Below are 16,446 nucleotides of genomic sequence, written 5' to 3' on the forward strand. Positions count from 1 at the left end.
GGTATCAACGGGTCTGTCTGCGGCTGAGAAGACCATATTTCACCGCCCACCCTCGAAAAGACCGGCGTCTGGGCTTTTCCTGTTGAACTTCGGACTTAGTTTGCGCCCCGCCTTTTCGATTGAACTCGAATACGTCGATGACGCGTTCGGCGCAGCCACAGACCTCGCCCATGCCAACTTTGGCGAAGTAGAACTTTTCGAAGCTTTCAGGGTTTTGCATGGGCGTCCTCCTTTCCCTATTGAACCAAGTCGCGGCCTTTATGCCAATTCACTTTCCTGTCGGGTCGCGTCGGGGTGTATACAGATCGCGCGCTCCTGACTTAGTGTTGCACCAATCCAGAACCGAAGGATACCTCAGATGAAAGTCGCAACCGCCGCCTTTGACCTCGACTGGCTCGACAGTTGGGCACAGTATGAGGACAAGTTGGATCGCTGGGTCAGCGATGCGGTTAGGCAAGGGGCCGAACTGCTGGTCTTTCCCGAATACGGCGCGATGGAATTGTCGACGCTGGACGGGGCAGAGGTAGCCGGCAATTTGGAGCGGTCGATCCACGCAGTTTCCGACCGGATGGAAGACGTGCACACCCTGCATCAGCGACTGGCCCGTGAGTACAAGGTTTATATTCTGGGGGCATCGGCCCCGGTTGTGGACGGACTGGGCCGTCCAGTGAACCGGGCTGAGCTTTATGCGCCGGATGGCGGGCAGGATCATCAGGACAAACAGATCATGACCCGATTCGAGCGCGAGCAGTGGGACATAGCCCCCGGCGGTCCACTGAAACTGTTCGACACTGCGCTGGGCAAGATAGGCGTGCTGATCTGTTACGACAGCGAGTTCCCTTTGCTGGGCCGCGCGCTGAGCGAGGCAGACTTGATCCTTGTACCGTCCTGCACCGAGGCATTGTCCGGCTATTGGCGCGTGCGGATTGGCGCGATGTCCAGAGCTTTGGAAAATCAATGCGTTACAGTGATGGCCTCCCTGGTGGGAAGCAATGACTGGTCCGAGGCTGTGGATATGAACACCGGCACCGGCGGTATTTTCGGGCCGCCTGACAAGGGATTCCCCGCAACTGGCGTGCTGGCGGAAGGCGCGCTTAATCAGCCCGGCTGGACCTTCGCGGAGATCGACCTTGGCGCGATCGCGGCGGTTCGTGCGGACGGTCGCGTGCTGAACCGCAGCCATTGGGACGAACAGACCACCCGAGTCGAATCCGTCACATTATCCCGACTTTAGCGATTCCGGCCTTGAAATAAGCCCAAAATAGGCTCATTTAGGCGCACATCCTCGTAGATTCTGCGAGTGCAACGTAAATGTGGAGACAACATGGCCAAGGAAGATACGCTCGAATTTCCCGGTGTCGTGAAGGAACTCCTGCCTAATGCGACGTTTCGGGTCGAGCTGGAAAACGGCCATGAGATCATCGCACATACGGCAGGCAAGATGCGCAAGAACCGCATCCGTGTTCTGGCCGGCGACAAGGTTCAGGTCGAGATGACCCCCTATGATCTGACCAAGGGTCGGATCAACTACCGCTTCAAGTAACGCCCAACCCAATGGCGTTTATCTTAGGATCGGGCAGCCCAAGGCGGCTGGACCTGCTGGCCCAGCTTGGCGTGCAGCCCGATGCCATTTGCGCCCCCGATATCGACGAAGCGCCCCTGAAGGGCGAATTGCCCGTCCCATATTGCAACCGCATCACGCGGGCAAAAGTGCAGGCGGTTCAGGCCGATAGCGATGATATCACCCTTTGCGCCGATACCACGGTCGCACTGGGTCGCCGGATATTGGGCAAGCCCGAGGACGCTGGGCAGGCGGCCGAGTTTCTTCACGCTTTGTCCGGCAGACGCCATCGTGTCATTACCTCGGTCGCGGTTCGGCGTGGCGAGCGTGTGCTGCAGCGCGATGTGGTGTCTCAGGTCAAGGTCAAACGCCTTTCTGACGTTGAGATCAACGCCTATCTGGCGACTAGCGATTGGCAGGGCAAGGCAGGTGCCTACGCAATCCAAGGCCCCGCTGGCGCATTCATCCCGTGGATTTCCGGTTCCTTCACCGGTATCGTCGGCTTGCCCCTGTCTGAAACCGCTGCTCTGCTGCAAGGCATCGGATACCCGCTATATCGTGAGGCATCATGAAAGGCCGCACCATTGTACTGGACCACATAGACGACCGCGAAGCTGCGGCATTTATGGTTGACGGAAAACTTGACGATTTCCTGATTGCTGGGGATGCGCCCGCGCCCGGAACAATCTATCGCGCCCGCGCAGACCGTCCGGTCAAGGGGCAGGGTGGCATGTTCCTGACAACGCCGGATGGGCCTGCTTTTCTGCGTCAGGTTAAAGGCTTGTCGCCCGGTGCCCTGATGCTGGTTCAGGTAAGCGGCTATGCCGAGCCGGGCAAGGCGTTGCCGGTCACTGATCGGGTGCTGTTCAAAAGCCGTTATGCGATCGTGACGCCCGACGCGCCGGGTCTGAACATCTCGCGTTCCATCCGGGACGAGGATGAGCGTGACCGTCTCCTGGAAATTGCGCATGAGTGTATGGATGGAAGTTCCTACGGATTGATTCTGCGGTCGTGCTGCGCCGGGGAAGACGCGGGTGAGATCGCCGAGGACATCAACGCGATGTTGGCTCATGCGGATCAGGTTATCAATGATCCGGGGACCGAGCCTGAACTTCTGTTGGAAGGCGATGGGCCGCATGTTCTTGCGTGGCGCGACTGGACTGATCCAGCCGAGGTTGTAACGCAGGCCGGTGGCTTCGATACGCACGGGGTGCTTGACGCTTTGGATGTTGCTTGCGGGGTATCTGAGCCATTGCCGGGGGGCGGTCATCTCTATATCCAGCCCACCCGCGCCTTGATCGCTGTAGATGTGAATACTGGTGCCGACACGTCGCTGGCGGCGGGAACTAAAGCCAACTTCGCTTGCGCCAAGGCGTTGGCCCGCGCATTGCGCGTGCGCGGCCTGGGCGGGCAAATCACCGTGGATCTGGCCCCTATGCCAAAGAAAGATCGCCGTGGCTTTGAATCCGCCTTGCGCGCTGCTTTGAAGGCTGACCCGATCGAGACAACAATGGCCGGCTGGACACCTCTTGGGCATTTTGAGCTACAGCGCAAACGAGCCCGAATCCCGCTTTCGGAGGTTCTGAAATGAGCTGTCCCATCTGCGGAGATGACACCGTTACGAAGTTTCGCCCCTTCTGTTCAAAACGCTGCGCCGACATCGACTTGGCCAAGTGGCTGAATGGGTCATATTCCGTTCCGTCCCAGCGTGAAGAGGATGTCGAAACAGACTTATCGCCGGAAGATGAAGGGCCGCACCGCCCACATTGAAAAAATGTGAAAAAGGCTCTGGACACTGCCAGTGGCAAGTCATAGAACGCCTCCACCCAACGGCAGTCGCCGTTCCCGTGCCCGGGTAGCTCAGGGGTAGAGCAGTGGATTGAAAATCCTCGTGTCGGTGGTTCGATTCCGCCCCCGGGCACCATTCCCAACAGGTAAGCCTCTGTTTCCCTTCAGCTTTAACTGGAGCTGACCAAGGGCGTAGTACATGCTGGAGAACAAAACCGTTCCCTTCTCATTTGTGAAAGCAGGGGTCTTCTATTTCACACGACGGGTCCCGAAGGACCTCGATCACCACTATACCACCGGAAAAATATCCTTCTCGCTGCGGACAAGATCAGCGGCGGTCGCAAAGTCCCGAGCGCAAAGAGCTGCTCAGCAACTGGATGAACACTGGTATCACCTACGCATCCAAGACGTAGACCTACCGGGCAAGCATCTTCTGAGAATGGGAGCTGCGGTTGAGTTTGGGTCTTCGACGCCATGCACCGATCAAGCCAGCGTCGACGCTGTAAAGCTCTCAGAAGCCGTGTCAGTCTATCTGCAGCTTAAGGGGCAAGGACGTCCAGTCACTTTCCACAGGGCTGCTGAGCGGTCATGTGGTTATGTCTTGGATGTCTGCAGGGACAAAGACATCAGGTCAATACGGAGTTGGTCGATGTCGGTTTCGATACTTAGAGCGGTCATAATTTGGTCCTTTTGATACAGAGAAGTAATCCATCTGGCATCGCCGTTGATGGAGCCACGGTTCATCCGTAACAATGGTGGAACCTAATTTGCTGAAAAGAGCGAATGCCTCATAACTGCATAGCTCCAGCATGTACTACGCCCTTGGTCAGCCCCAGTTAAAGCTGAAGGGAAACAGTGGCTTACCTGTAGGGAATGGTGCCCGGGAGCAGAACGGGGAGACAAAGCAGCCCCCGGGTACCACGTTCTCATGAGAACCCATTGATTGCCCTCAGTTCCGTTAGAACCTCGCGAGTGGCCATTGAGTAATTTTTGCGTGTACAAACGCAGATCGTCGCAATGCTCTAATGCAGACTTGGTCGGCAAAGTGAAAGCCCGCCCCTATTTTGGGCGGGCTTTCTTCGCTTCTAGAGTAAGTAATATGCGCGCTTCGATAAAATGAAGTCGCTTCCAGTAAAAATTCTTGTTCGGGTATCCGGGCCAGCCTGAGTTCATGTAGGTGGATGTATAGGCTGGCCCGGCACTCGTTGCCTCCGTGAGTATTTGGGCAAGGAGTTCAGAATTTATTCGAGGCCAAGCATGGCCTTGACCGTTGCCTCCACTTCGTCGGTTACAGGCTTGTTAGCAGCGTTCTCTAATGCTTCACGTTCTAGCTCAGGTTGTGCTTCAACTTGCTCAGTCAAATCATCGACCTCTTCTACCGCGTCCTCGTATTCATTGGCCGCCTGAAGCTCATCGTTCAGGTCCTGAGCGCCCTCAATTGACTCGTCCAATTCACCTTGAGCGGTCTCCAACTGCTCCAGCAACTCGTCGCTTGGATCGTCGGTTTCGTCCACTTGTTCCCGAAGATCATCAACGATGTCCTGATTTTCCATTACCTCGGAAAGAGCGGTTTCCAGTTCATCTTCGATCTCGTCGATGGGGCGATCCGGAGCCTCGAGGCCGTCCAGAAAATCTTGGGCTTCCTGCAGGTCGTCGCGCAGTTCTTCCCCTGCAAGAACTGTGTCACGATACGCAGCTATCCGTCCCACGCGCGAGTTTGGTGAGGCGTTCAACAATGCGGTTTCGCTTGCATTTGCGGCGTTTAGGGCACCCAGTTCTGATGGATGGGCTGCCAACAAGGCTGCGGCCTTATTCCCAGTCGTGCGGGCGGTCGGGCGAATAGAATGGGTTACTTCTACATTTTTGGCAGGTTTAGACTGTGTCGAAGTGGTTTTGCGGCCAGCTTTCGTTGTTTTGTTGCCTTCAAAGAAGCTCTTTAGGGAAAAGCCTTTGCCCGTTCCTGACTTCGAGCCGGAGCCATTCGTCTTGGCGAAACCTCGGCCGGAAAGGCCAAACCCCTTGCCCTTATTCGCCCCGGCTGCACCTTGGCCCTTGCGACCATTCTCGGAGCTGCCGCCTTTACTGCCGCTTTTCCCTTTGTCGCCCCCATTACCGCCGCCGTTACCATTACCGCCGCCGTTACCGTTGCCGCCACCATTGCCCTTGCCCTCTTTAGCGATGGCGGCATCTGGAACGGAAACCACCCCCACGATTGCAACAGACCCCATAAGGGCAATTGCGATTGATGTGGCTTTCAGAAGGCGGGCGGTTTTGGTTCTCATTTTGAGCTCTCGTGCAAATCTCTTTTCAAAAACGTAGTCAATCGTAACAGAATCACCTGATGCTCTCATTTGAACTGATGTAGGCTGAACACAGGCGAAACCGATTGTTAATCAGCGGTTCACTTTGTTTTTTTTAGGCTTTACGCTCTCGAGCGCGATTTTGAGTGACGTCGATGATGAAGCATATTGCGATAGTGGTCTGTGCTTCTCTTCTCCTTGTAGGAGAGGGGGATGCTGCGCCACGCGAGCTTAAGCATTCTGAACTGCGTAAAGTCACAAGATCAGGTGGTGCAATTCGTCTGAAAAACGTAATCAAAGGTGTCGAGAAAATATTCGGCGGAACCCCGGTTGATGCTCGGGCATTCCAAGCCGACGAGGTCTATTACCGTATTTTGGTCAAAAAGCCGAATGGTAGCATTATCAGTGTGATAGTGGATGCAAAGACCGGGGTAGTGGTGCCGAACAAGTCCCGCGTGGGCCAACAAATAAAAGAAGCGGCGCGATCCAATCTTGGTAACTCGGCAACCGCGAAAGCCCAGGCCAACCTGAATGGATTTTCAGGAAATCGCGGTGTTGGCAACCGTGGTGGAAACGGAAATAGCGGCGGGAACGGCAACGGCAATAGCGGCGGGAATAGTGGCAACAGCGGTGGTGGCGGAAACGGAAACAGTGGCGGTGACAACAGCGGTGGCAACGGTGGTGGAAACAGCGGTGGCAACGGTGGTGGTAACGGCGGCGGCGGTAATGGTGGCGGAAACGGAAACAGTGGTGGCGGAAGAAGATAATTGATGAACAATTGCGACTATACCTGTAACTTTTTCGCATGAGAGTATTACTGGCAGAAGATGAGCCGCACCTGTGCGCTCAGATAAAGAAGCTCCTGAATGCTGAAGGGCGCGTGGTTGACATAGCCCGCACCGGAATGGAAGCCCTTCACTTGGGGTCAACTGAACCTTACGACGTCATCATCCTGGACGTTGGCCTTCCAGAGCGGGACGGTATTTCGGTTCTGCGCGAATGGCGCGGCGAAGGCGTTAAGACCCCCGTTTTGATCCTGACCGCCCGAGACGGCTGGAGTGATCGCGTTGATGGTTTGGACGCCGGCGCGGATGACTATATGGTCAAACCGTTCCACATGCCGGAATTGGCCGCGCGAATACGTGCAATTCTGCGTCGCCAAAGTGGGCAACTTAATCCCCTGATCGAAATGGGTGATGTGGTTCTGGATCCAAAGAACGGTCGCGTGACCGTCAAAGGGGTCCCTGTTGAATTGACCGCTCAGGAAATTGCGGTCCTTGGCTATCTTTGTCACAACCGTGGTCGCCTGATTTCCAGAATGGAGCTCTCGGAACATATCTATGAATATGACGGGGATCGGGATTCAAACACGATTGCCGTTTTCATTACGCGCTTGCGCAAAAAGCTGGGGTCCGACCTGATCAAAACGGTCCGGGGCCGAGGTTACATGATCGACAGCGAATGATGTTTTCACTTCGTGAGCGGGCATTGTTGGGGGGGGTTCTATCCGGTGCCGTGTCCGTCGGAGTGAGCACTCTGGCCGTGTTTTCCTATATCAACGCAAGAGTGTCGGACCAGTTTGATACCGCACTTCGCGACCGCCATACTCAACTTGTGGTTGGTCTGAGCGTGACGACTGAAAATCCCGATGCCCTGCGCGGTTTGATGTTTGATCCGGCCTATGGTGCGCCCTATTCAGGGCGCTACTGGCAAGTGACAGGAAGCGGCGGTGAAATCTATACCTCGTCTTCTTTGTTTGACGAAACATTGGCCGAACCCGAGGCCGCGTCAGAGGAACCAGCCCTGTGGAATACGGCAGGTCCGGACGGTGAGGCCGTTCGGAGTATTTATCAGGAAATCTCATACGAAGACGGAACAGTCTGGGGGGTCAGCGTCGCTGAAAGCCGCGCGCAACTTTTTGAAGAAAGGCGCGCAGCACAGCGCAGCCTGTTGCCAGCCTTTGCGCTGCTTGGGCTGATTGGCGTTGCGGGTTCACTGCTGCTGGTGTCGGTCATTATGGGTCCTTTGCAAAAGCTAAGGAACGACGTGGCCCATCGTTGGGACACTGATGAAGGATTGAAGCCGGAAGACTATCCCGAGGAAGTGTCGCCGCTTGTTGAGGAACTCAAACAGTTGTCGCGCCGAAATCGCGATATTGTCGCGGGTTCCAGGAGACAGTCTGCGGATCTTGCCCATGCTTTGAAAACACCCACGGCCATTTTGCGCAACGAATTGATTAACATTTCCGAAAGTGGGTCCGAAACTGAAATTGCCGAAGAAGCCTTGGATAGAATTGACGCGCAACTCAGCCGCTCACTGGCAAGAATGCGGGCCATGAACACGGCGGAACTGAGTCATTTGCAGACGGACCTGTCGAACTCGATCGACCGGCTTGCGCGTTTGTTTTCGTCTATGGCGGAAAGAGAAGGCAAAACATTCGAGGTTACCCGCCCTTCGGGGCTGTGGGTGCGTATGGACCCGCAGGATATTGAAGAGGTCTTGGGCAATCTCATGGATAACGCCCTGAAGTGGTGCCAGTCCACGGTGCGCGTGTCGGCGAAATCAAAATCTAAGACCATCGAAATCTGCATAGAAGACGACGGACCGGGAATAACCGAAGAAGATCGGCGCGAAGCTTTGCGATCCGGGGGGCGGTTGGATACTTCGGTGACAGGCAGTGGCTTAGGACTGGCGATCGCGGTCGATTTGCTTAATGCTTATGGCGCGAAGCTGGACTTGGGAAGATCCAAGAAGCTTGGAGGGTTGGAGTGCCGCGTGATCGTTTATTCCGGAAGCGGAAAGGCCGTGTTCTGAATGAATTTTCATTTCGATAAATAGCCTGGAATTACAGTAACAAGATAAAATCTATTGCACTTGGCTGGCAACGAATTTGTTCAGGAAAGCCAGTGGGTTTTGCTCTGACTGGCTGACATCTATTTATCGTCAATAATGATTAGTCCGGCTAAAATGTGCTGGAAACAGAAATGTCTTGGTGCTGCATTTCGAATGGCGAGAGAAATTGAATTTCTCAGATATTTTTCACGATTACAGAGCGAGTTTTGCAATTCAGTGTGTTCATTTAAGGTAAAAAATCCGTTCATCTTTGATTAATGAGCGGTTAATTTCGGGTAGCCTAAATGCCAATTGGGCGACTTCTTGACGGCAAATTCATCCCGCATCTTGTCAAAAATATCTTGATGTAGTGGAGAGCGAAATGTCGTCAGGACGTGTCTGGGGGTCTTCGAAATCGCAACGTTTTTTGTTGCCTAAGGAACAAGCAAAATCTTTTGCGACCCAAGAAGATGGTGGGTTAACTATTTTTGCAGTGTTCCTGTTTCTCGCCATCTTTGCTTTGACGGGCATTGCAGTGGACGTCATGAATTATGAGCGCGACCGCGCCAATCTTCAGTGGACACTTGATAATGCCGTGCTGTCGGCCGCCAGCCTTGAGCAAAAGCTGGACCCGGCAGAAGTTGTGCAAGCCCATTTGGACGTGCGCGGGTTGGGAGAGTACCAAAACAGCATCAGTGTTCAGGATGACTATCTGGATCGTACTGTTACCGCCAGTTTGTCGAAAAGGTTCTCTACGAATTTCATGCAATTCAGCGGTGTGGATTCGCTGCCGATGAACGTATCATCTGCGGCTAATGAAGCTGCCCCGCATACCGAAATTTCGCTGGTTATCGACATTTCGGGCAGTATGGGAAGCAACAACCGCATGGAGTTGATGCAGGCAGCGGCCAAGGCTTTCATCACAAAAAGCCTGAGCAGGAACGAGGACCCAAGCACTGGTCAAAAATCTGATAAACAAACTTCGATCAATGTGGTTCCGTTCGCAGGTCAAACCAACCCGGGCGCCACAATGTTTGAATACTTGGGTGGCGAGCGTTTTGGGACAACGACCGAAGAAGACCACTTCCAGGAATGGGAGCAGGACGTGTCGAACGTCGTCTTCTGGTTCGACACAGATAGTCCGAGTGATGGTGTAGCGGATTTTTCAGCGAAAATTGAAGGGTATCCGGGTAACGATGTTGAACTTTTCAACAAAGATGACGTGGATACCTACCATCACTACGTGAAGGATTTCATCATCACCAAAACTGCGGCCCTGCCGGAAACTGCTACGATGCTCGGGGCATCCATCAAAGGCGGTAAACAGACTACGCAGTACTTCAGCCTTGATCATACGGTTACGACTGACGGGTCTACCAAATTCAATCAGGTGGATTTGGAGTATCAATTCGACGAGTTCTACTCCTACGTTTCGACCATTCCAAACAATGTGTCGTCCTGTCTTGAGATGGAATACTCGGACTTCATGACCTCTGAGCTTCCGTCGGCGTCGAATGTTCAGGTGCCATATTTCGTGAACTGGGACTATGATGAGACCACTCAGAACTGGGGTTGGTGCCCTGATGATGAGATGAGCATCAAGTACGCCCAGAACGATGAGCTTCTGCTGAACAACTTCATCGACAATCTGCGCCTGTTTGACGGTACCGGAACCAACTACAGCCTGAAATACGCGCTGGCATTGCTGGACCCGTCGTCACGTGACGCCTTCGCGCATCTCAGCGCAGCAGGTGAAATTCCGGCAGAGTTCGCGAACCGCCCGCTGAACTGGGATCATGAGGACACCTCGAAATACATCGTGATCATGACGGACGGCCGCACAAGCCCGCAGGTTCGCCCCACCGACCAGATGGAAGAGGAAAACGGTCTGACGGAACTGATATCCCGCCCGTCGGAAGACACGACCATTACGTCTTCGCAGACGACGAACCTGCAACTGTTCAAGCAGCAGTGCGAATTGGCCAAAGCGAATAACGTGATTATCTATGCCGTTGCTTTTGAAACGTCCGATCAGGCAGCCGCCGAAATCAAAGCGTGCGCCTCATCGCCGTCCCATTACTACGAAGTAACGGGTGATGAGATCATCGACTCGTTCGTATCCATCGCAGGTTCGATCCAGAAACTGAGACTCATCCAGTGAGGTCAGAGTAAAGGTCGGTTACTGGAGAATTGCTTCGATCTTGCCCAGTGTGGTGACGTTGACAGCTACTCCGGTTTCCTGCGCAGCAATGCGTTTGGCGCACCTCCCGTCCCCGGGCAGGTGCGCCCCGTCTTGTGAACGAATATCCGAGACAAGCTCGGCGATACTTGATGCAAATGCGCCGACGGACGTGGCCGACGGGTCGACGGCAATAAAGAATTGCCCGGTTTTGGGCGGCCCTCCGGCCGTTCCGGAAAAGGGTGACGCGTTCAGGCCCAAGGTCGCTCCTGTCAAAGCGGCCGCCATAATTTCGGTAAGTAACGCGACGCCCACACCCTTGTAGCCCCCCGAAGGCGCCATGGAGCCTTTGAGGCCGACATTCGGGTCGGTCGTGGGGTTGCCGTCAGCGTCCAGCGCCCAGCCAACGGGAATGGGCTTTCCTTCACGGGCATGTTTCATGACTTCGCTTTTGGCGATGGTGCTGGCGCTCTGGTCGATCAAAAGGGCAGGTTGGCCGTCCGTGCCGGGAGCGGCGATCGAGAAAGGATTGGTTCCAACCACGGGCTTGGAGCCGCCCGATGGCGCGATGGATGCCGGTGCATTGGTAAAGCCCAATCCGACCAAACCGGCTTGAGCCAGGCGATAGGTATGATACCCAAGGACACCGCAGTTATAGCTGTTGCGGATGGCAAGCGCCGCGATGCCCTGTTCGCGCGCGGCAGGGATCAGCGCATCAAACCCGGCGTCAATCGCCGGATGCGCAAATCCTGTGGCAGCGTCCACCGCCACCACGCCGGGTCGGGGCCGCGACAGAACCGGTTCGGCCTTTCCATCGACCTTGCCGCACTGAACATGCTCGCAATAGATCGGGATGTAGGCGAGGCCGTGGCTGGCGACGCCGTCTGCCTCGGTTGCGGCTGTGGCAATGGCCAGAGGGCGCGCATTGGCCTCGCTGGTACCGGCTGCAACAAGTGCGCGAAAGGCGAGGTCTTCGATTTCGGTCAGGGTTAGGGTGCGAGTTTCAACCATTTCAACCTCATCAATCGTTGTCGGACAGGCCCGCTCCGGCACCGCGTAGGCGGGATTCCTCGGTCGCGGGGGCATAGGTGCGATGGGCAAAGCCCGTCAGAGCGGACCAAGCCGCAGGATCAGGTGTTGCGCGTGAGTGCTGCCGTTGGGTCGGGGGCGCAACCTGTTCTAACCGCACAGTAACGGATTGGGCTTGATCCGGCATCGGCCCGGTCAGGTGCAGGGCAATCCCATCAGTTTGTGCCTCCGCGCCGTCGATCGTGATCGCGACGCTTTTGTTCAATATGCGTGCTACGTTGGATACGAACGGCAGCAATAGGGTCGGCGTCGTAACATTGGTCAACGTGACCGGTGCGGCCTCTAATACCAACGCGCTGTCTGAAAGCGCGCTCCCTGCAGCAAGCGGACACAGTACGTCCGTTCCGGCCCAGCCTTCGCCAGAAATACAGGGCACGTGCATTTCGGGCGAGCGCGACAGATCTTGCTGCAGCAAAGATGCAAGCGCCGCCACGCCGTCCAACCCTTGTGCGCAAAGCCAGCGGGTCGCCTTTCCCGCCTCTTCCGCATGCCCCCAAGTGTAACCAGCGCCACGGGCGGCACGTTTGGAGGTCGCCTCAATCTCGTTTAGCGAAAAACTCATGCAGCAGGCTCCGGGTAGACCCAAGTATCCGCCGTGTCATCAGACAATTCTTCGGGATAGGGCGCGCCCGCATACATGCAGATCCGAACCCAGCGATCGGAACGCGGATCGAAATGCGTCGCGCCAAAGAACGAAAGCTTGGCACGCAACATGTCTATGGGCATGACATCGGCGCTGATCGTATTGTCGCGGATTTCTCCGTAGGGGGCGACACGCCCGATCTGTACGCGCCGGATGTTGTGCCGATGTTCCGGGTGCTGCAACAAGAAGTCGCGGATCGGGGTCTCGCCGTCCCAGTCAGCAAGCTCCTTATACGCCAGGGCAGCGTCCCGCGCGGGGGCCAAGGGTTGCTCGTATTCGGCGATGGGTTCCTCAAACCGTTCACCCAATCTGGGTTCCAGCTTTTCCTCGGACACATACCAGGCGCGGGCGCAATTCGGCTCGGCCGTCCAATCCAGTTCAAGCGCCCATTCAAAGTTGCTTAGGATCAGTTCGCGGACCTCGGACACCGGCATCGCACCGTCGATGATTTGCGCATTCAGGTTGCTGTCGGCCATGCAACTTGCCAACCCGTCCACCAGATCGCCATAGGGCTCCAGCATCAGCGACGCGAGAAGTTCCTGACCTTCCTCGCTGAGCGCGTCCTCAGCCCATGTGATTAGCCGGTCCCACGGGGCGTCCTGCGTCAGGACATCCCCGTCCAGATGTTTCGAGATTGCCTGAATGTCTGAGGTCAACGCCGCCAGTTTCCTGATTTGGACAGGATGCTCGGATCGCCACCACGACATCGACAATGTGCTGCGGTCAAAAATGTTCAGGAACTGCGCAATTTCCGCGTCAGAGGCGCTGGGCAAGGACCGCACGCGCGAGATCGCCTCTTCGCGCACCATGATCCAGTTGTTGAACAGGATCGGATGGTTAACGATAAACGGCGCCATACCCAGCCCTGTCGAATTGCCAATGCCCAGCCAGCGGGCGATGTCGGCGTCCAGATCGGCTGTATTCTTGCCGCCTTTGACACGGGCCATGTGCTGAACCAGATCGCGGACAAATGTGCGAGTCAGATAGACCGATAGCATTTCGGTCTGGAACGGGGCGTTAAATTCCGGGCGGCCAGCGGTTTTTTCCCGGTCCGCCGCGCCGAATTTGCCAGAGCCGTACACGGCCGTCGTGCGCATCAGGTAGCCGACGTCGTAAATTTGATCGAGGTCCGGTTGCTGACCACCGGCCAGCCTGTCGACGACATGTGCCCATAGGCGCACAGAACGGTTTGCGCGCGACAGTGACAGCTCGTGCTCACTGACGCGGCCAGCCTCCTGCAAGGGAACATTTTGGGAAAGGCGTTCAATATCCTGCGCGGTCGGAACGCCGTCGAACAGAGTGAAAGTGGCATCCCAAGCTTCGGCAATCACCCGGTCAGAGCGTTTTTCGGGGGGCAGGTCATGTGCGAAGGCGACCAGCGAATAGGCATGGTCCGGGCCTTGTGCGGTATAGACGGCGTGGCCGACCCCGTTTGCGTCGATGTCAAAAGCAGGTCGGGTAAAGGTCCATTCTTCGCGCGCCATGCGTCGCGTCAACTGCCGCATAAAGCTGAGGCGGCATTGGTGCAGCGACCCCAGCCGCGACAGGCGCATGACCTGAGCGGGGTCTCTGCGGGCAATATGCTGGCCGGATTCGTTCATTTCCCCTGCGGTCCGAAATTTTCATTGAAGAAGCGGTACCAATTACCGCCCATAATACCCGAAACCTCATCTTCGTTCATACCAACCGCGCGCAGCCCTGCCTCGATATTTCCGAAATCGCGGTTGTCCTTAAACCAGCCGGGCATCGGCGGAAAACCGGGGGCCGAGGCCGAGCCTTCGCCATAGTCGATCTCTTTGGTCCAACGCCCCACACGCATCCATTCGACCACGCTGTCCGGCTGGTCCTGACACAGATCGGTGCCAATCCCCAGATGCTGAACGCCGAATTTGTCGGCAGTGCGGGCGATCATCTCGCAAAAGCTCTCTACTGTGCAGGCAGACTTGTCTTTCAGGTGATGAGGGTAGACCGAAAAGCCCAGCATCCCACCGTTTTCCGTCACGGCCCGGATCACCGCATCGCGCTTGTTGCGCAGCGCGGGGGCCCAGTCATGTGGGTTGGCATGAGTGATGGCGATGGGACGATCCGATATCTCGGCGGCCTCGATGGTCGAACGGTCTGCGGAATGGCTCATGTCGACCACAAGGCCCACGCGGTTCATTTCTTTGATCACCTGCTTGCCCATGCGGGTGATGCCGGTGTCTTCTGCCTCGTAACACCCGGTCGCCAGCAGGGACTGGTTGTTATAGGTTAGCTGCATGAACCGCGCGCCCAGATCGTGCAGGATTTCGACCAGACCGATATCGTCTTCGATGGGCGAGGGGTTTTGAAAGCCGAAGAATACCGCCGTCCGCCCGGTTTTCCGCGCCGTGTCGATATCGCTGGCCCAGCGGCCTTTCATGATCAGGTCGGGGAATTGCTCGAACCAGCGGTTCCACTTTTCAAAGTTCAGAACCGTTTCGCGGAAGTTTTCATGATAGGCGATGGTGACGTGGATCGCGTCCACACCGCCTTCGCGCATTTGCCGGAATATTTTTTCCGACCAGTTGGCGTATTGCAGCCCGTCGATGCGCATCAGGCCGGCGTCCCGGTGCTGATGTATGCGGTTTTGACTGTGGTGTAGAATTCCGCTGCCGCCTTGCCCTGTTCGCGCGGGCCGTAAGAGCTGTCTCCGCGCCCGCCGAAGGGCACGTGATAGTCGGTTCCGGCGGTGGGCAGGTTCACGGTGACAACCCCGGTGCGCGCGTTGCGGCGGAAATGGGTAGCGCGGGCAAGGCTTTGGGTGACGATGCCCGAGGTCAGGCCGAAATTGGTGTCATTAACGACGCTCAGCCCCTCATCATAGCTGCCGACCTTGATGACGCTAGTCAGCGGCGCGAACATTTCTTCGCGGTTGATGCGCATGTCGTTGGTGGAGTTCAGAAACACACCCGGCGACATGTAGAACCCGTTATGAGGCATCTCCAGCCGCGCGCCGCCACAGGCAAGTTCTGCGCCTTCGGATTTGCCAAGCTCGACATAGGCGAGGTTCTCTTGCAACTGCTGCTCGCTGACGACCGGCCCCATTTGGGTGTCGCTCTCCAGCGCGTGCCCAACCTTCATCGCCTGCGCCCCGGCCACCAGTTTTTCCACAAAGGCGTCATGTATCCCGGCATGAACCACCAGACGGGAAGAGGCTGTGCATTTCTGGCCGGTGCCCCCAAACGCACCACCCAGCGCCAGCGTTACCGCCAAATCCAGATCGGCATCATCCATCACGGCCAGCGCGTTCTTCGACCCCATCTCCATCTGCACTTTGGTCAGGTTCTGGATCGCGGCAGCCGCAATGCCCTTGCCCACGGGGACCGAACCGGTAAAGGAAATGGCATTGACCTTGGGGCTTTCCACCAGCCGCTGACCGATGTTGCGTCCCGATCCCATCACAAGGCTGAACAGACCTTTGGGGATGTCCTGACGTTCGATGATCTCGGTCAGCGCCACCGCCGAAGCCGGGGTGATATTCGCGGGTTTCCATACCACCGCATTGCCGTAGCACAGCGCCGGTGCGATCTTCCACGAAGCAGTCGCGGTGGGGAAGTTCCACGGGCTGATAATGGCGACAACGCCCACGGGTTCACGCCGCACGTCAATCTCAACGCCGGGGCGGACAGAGTCGGCGTTCTCACCGATTTGGCGCAGGCATTCAGCGGCGTAATAGGTAAAGAACTGACCGGCGCGATAAACCTCGCCCTTGCCTTCGGCCAGTGGCTTACCCTCTTCGCGTGACAGTAGCGTGCCCAGTTCCTCGGCCCGGTCCATAAGTTCGGTGCCAATGGTGTTCAGAACCGCTAGCTTGCGCTCGGGAAGGTAGGCAGCCCACTCAACTTGCGCGGCACGCGCTTGGTCCAGCGTGGCGTCCAACTGATCTGCACTGGCCTGCGCGAAAGTGCCAACCAGATCGCTCAAGTCCGATGGGTTGCGGTTCTCGATTTCGGATTCACCTGCCAGCCATTCGCCGGCAATCAGGTTCAATTTGGTCACAATGCGCCCCAGAGTCGTATTTTGGTCGCGCTTA

General features: G+C 56.5%; 17 protein-coding genes and 1 tRNA gene. 11 read left to right on the top strand and 7 right to left on the bottom strand.

What is annotated here, in order from left to right; translation table 11 throughout:
• Window positions 1-4 precede the first annotated feature (4 nt).
• Window positions 5-220: a hypothetical protein gene (locus tag GOX73_RS10250; protein WP_171123570.1), complete on the bottom strand. Its 216-nt coding sequence runs from the start codon at window positions 218-220 to the stop codon at window positions 5-7.
• A 138-nt stretch (window positions 221-358) separates the two neighbouring features.
• Between GOX73_RS10250 and GOX73_RS10255 the strand changes: the two genes are divergently transcribed.
• From GOX73_RS10255 to GOX73_RS21030, 7 genes are all read left to right on the top strand, one after another.
• Window positions 359-1,234, top strand: a complete 876-nt coding sequence (locus tag GOX73_RS10255; RefSeq protein ID WP_171126170.1) for a carbon-nitrogen hydrolase family protein — start codon at window positions 359-361, stop codon at window positions 1,232-1,234.
• 90 nt (window positions 1,235-1,324) lie between these two features.
• Window positions 1,325-1,543 (top strand): translation initiation factor IF-1, encoded by a 219-nt coding sequence (infA, locus tag GOX73_RS10260; RefSeq protein WP_005978431.1) that lies wholly within the window; start codon window positions 1,325-1,327, stop codon window positions 1,541-1,543.
• A gap of 11 nt (window positions 1,544-1,554) precedes the next feature.
• Entirely contained in the window at window positions 1,555-2,133 is a 579-nt protein-coding gene (locus tag GOX73_RS10265) for a nucleoside triphosphate pyrophosphatase (RefSeq protein ID WP_171126169.1), read from the top strand.
• Window positions 2,130-3,152 carry a ribonuclease E/G gene (locus GOX73_RS10270; protein ID WP_171126168.1) on the top strand — a complete coding sequence of 341 codons (1,023 nt, stop codon included), beginning with the start codon at window positions 2,130-2,132 and terminating at the stop codon, window positions 3,150-3,152. Before GOX73_RS10265 ends, GOX73_RS10270 begins: the two co-directional genes overlap by 4 nt.
• A complete protein-coding gene (locus GOX73_RS10275; RefSeq protein WP_171123563.1) occupies window positions 3,149-3,331 on the top strand; it encodes a DNA gyrase inhibitor YacG in 183 nt (60 codons plus the stop codon). Before GOX73_RS10270 ends, GOX73_RS10275 begins: the two co-directional genes overlap by 4 nt.
• Before the next feature lie 79 nt (window positions 3,332-3,410).
• Window positions 3,411-3,485, top strand: a tRNA-Phe gene (locus tag GOX73_RS10280).
• Between the two features lie 63 nt (window positions 3,486-3,548).
• A complete protein-coding gene (locus GOX73_RS21030) occupies window positions 3,549-4,043 on the top strand; it encodes a DUF6538 domain-containing protein (protein ID WP_371808586.1) in 495 nt (164 codons plus the stop codon).
• A 547-nt stretch (window positions 4,044-4,590) separates the two neighbouring features.
• Here the strand turns inward: GOX73_RS21030 and GOX73_RS10285 are convergent.
• Window positions 4,591-5,700: a hypothetical protein gene (locus GOX73_RS10285; protein ID WP_171126167.1), complete on the bottom strand. Its 1,110-nt coding sequence runs from the start codon at window positions 5,698-5,700 to the stop codon at window positions 4,591-4,593.
• Between the two features lie 104 nt (window positions 5,701-5,804).
• Between GOX73_RS10285 and GOX73_RS10290 the strand changes: the two genes are divergently transcribed.
• The 4 genes from GOX73_RS10290 (at window position 5,805) to GOX73_RS10305 (ending at window position 10,642) form a co-directional block, all read left to right on the top strand.
• On the top strand, window positions 5,805-6,416 hold the full coding sequence (locus GOX73_RS10290) for a hypothetical protein (protein WP_171126166.1): 612 nt from the start codon (window positions 5,805-5,807) through the stop codon (window positions 6,414-6,416).
• Between the two features lie 38 nt (window positions 6,417-6,454).
• On the top strand, window positions 6,455-7,114 hold the full coding sequence (locus GOX73_RS10295) for a response regulator transcription factor (RefSeq protein WP_171126165.1): 660 nt from the start codon (window positions 6,455-6,457) through the stop codon (window positions 7,112-7,114).
• Entirely contained in the window at window positions 7,111-8,463 is a 1,353-nt protein-coding gene (locus GOX73_RS10300) for a HAMP domain-containing sensor histidine kinase (RefSeq protein ID WP_171126164.1), read from the top strand. The genes GOX73_RS10295 and GOX73_RS10300 overlap by 4 nt, the downstream gene beginning before the upstream one ends.
• Window positions 8,464-8,863: 400 nt before the next feature.
• Window positions 8,864-10,642, top strand: a complete 1,779-nt coding sequence (locus GOX73_RS10305) for a Tad domain-containing protein (RefSeq protein WP_171126163.1) — start codon at window positions 8,864-8,866, stop codon at window positions 10,640-10,642.
• 18 nt (window positions 10,643-10,660) lie between these two features.
• On the opposite strand, the gene GOX73_RS10310 is transcribed toward GOX73_RS10305, so the two are convergent.
• Genes GOX73_RS10310 through GOX73_RS10330 form a run of 5 tightly spaced genes read right to left on the bottom strand, consistent with a single transcriptional unit; the run spans window position 10,661 to window position 16,412 of the window.
• Window positions 10,661-11,671, bottom strand: coding sequence for an Ldh family oxidoreductase (locus GOX73_RS10310; protein WP_171126162.1), 1,011 nt, complete (start codon window positions 11,669-11,671; stop codon window positions 10,661-10,663).
• A gap of 10 nt (window positions 11,672-11,681) precedes the next feature.
• A complete protein-coding gene (locus GOX73_RS10315) occupies window positions 11,682-12,311 on the bottom strand; it encodes a DUF3726 domain-containing protein (protein WP_171126161.1) in 630 nt (209 codons plus the stop codon).
• Window positions 12,308-13,993 carry a hypothetical protein gene (locus tag GOX73_RS10320; RefSeq protein WP_171126160.1) on the bottom strand — a complete coding sequence of 562 codons (1,686 nt, stop codon included), beginning with the start codon at window positions 13,991-13,993 and terminating at the stop codon, window positions 12,308-12,310. The genes GOX73_RS10315 and GOX73_RS10320 overlap by 4 nt, the downstream gene beginning before the upstream one ends.
• Window positions 13,990-14,967: a membrane dipeptidase gene (locus tag GOX73_RS10325; protein WP_171126159.1), complete on the bottom strand. Its 978-nt coding sequence runs from the start codon at window positions 14,965-14,967 to the stop codon at window positions 13,990-13,992. Before GOX73_RS10325 ends, GOX73_RS10320 begins: the two co-directional genes overlap by 4 nt.
• Window positions 14,967-16,412 (bottom strand): aldehyde dehydrogenase family protein, encoded by a 1,446-nt coding sequence (locus GOX73_RS10330; protein WP_171126158.1) that lies wholly within the window; start codon window positions 16,410-16,412, stop codon window positions 14,967-14,969. Before GOX73_RS10330 ends, GOX73_RS10325 begins: the two co-directional genes overlap by 1 nt.
• Window positions 16,413-16,446: the final 34 nt, after the last annotated feature.

It is taken from the genome of Ruegeria sp. HKCCD7221 (assembly GCF_013031225.1).
GTDB lineage: Bacteria > Pseudomonadota > Alphaproteobacteria > Rhodobacterales > Rhodobacteraceae > Ruegeria.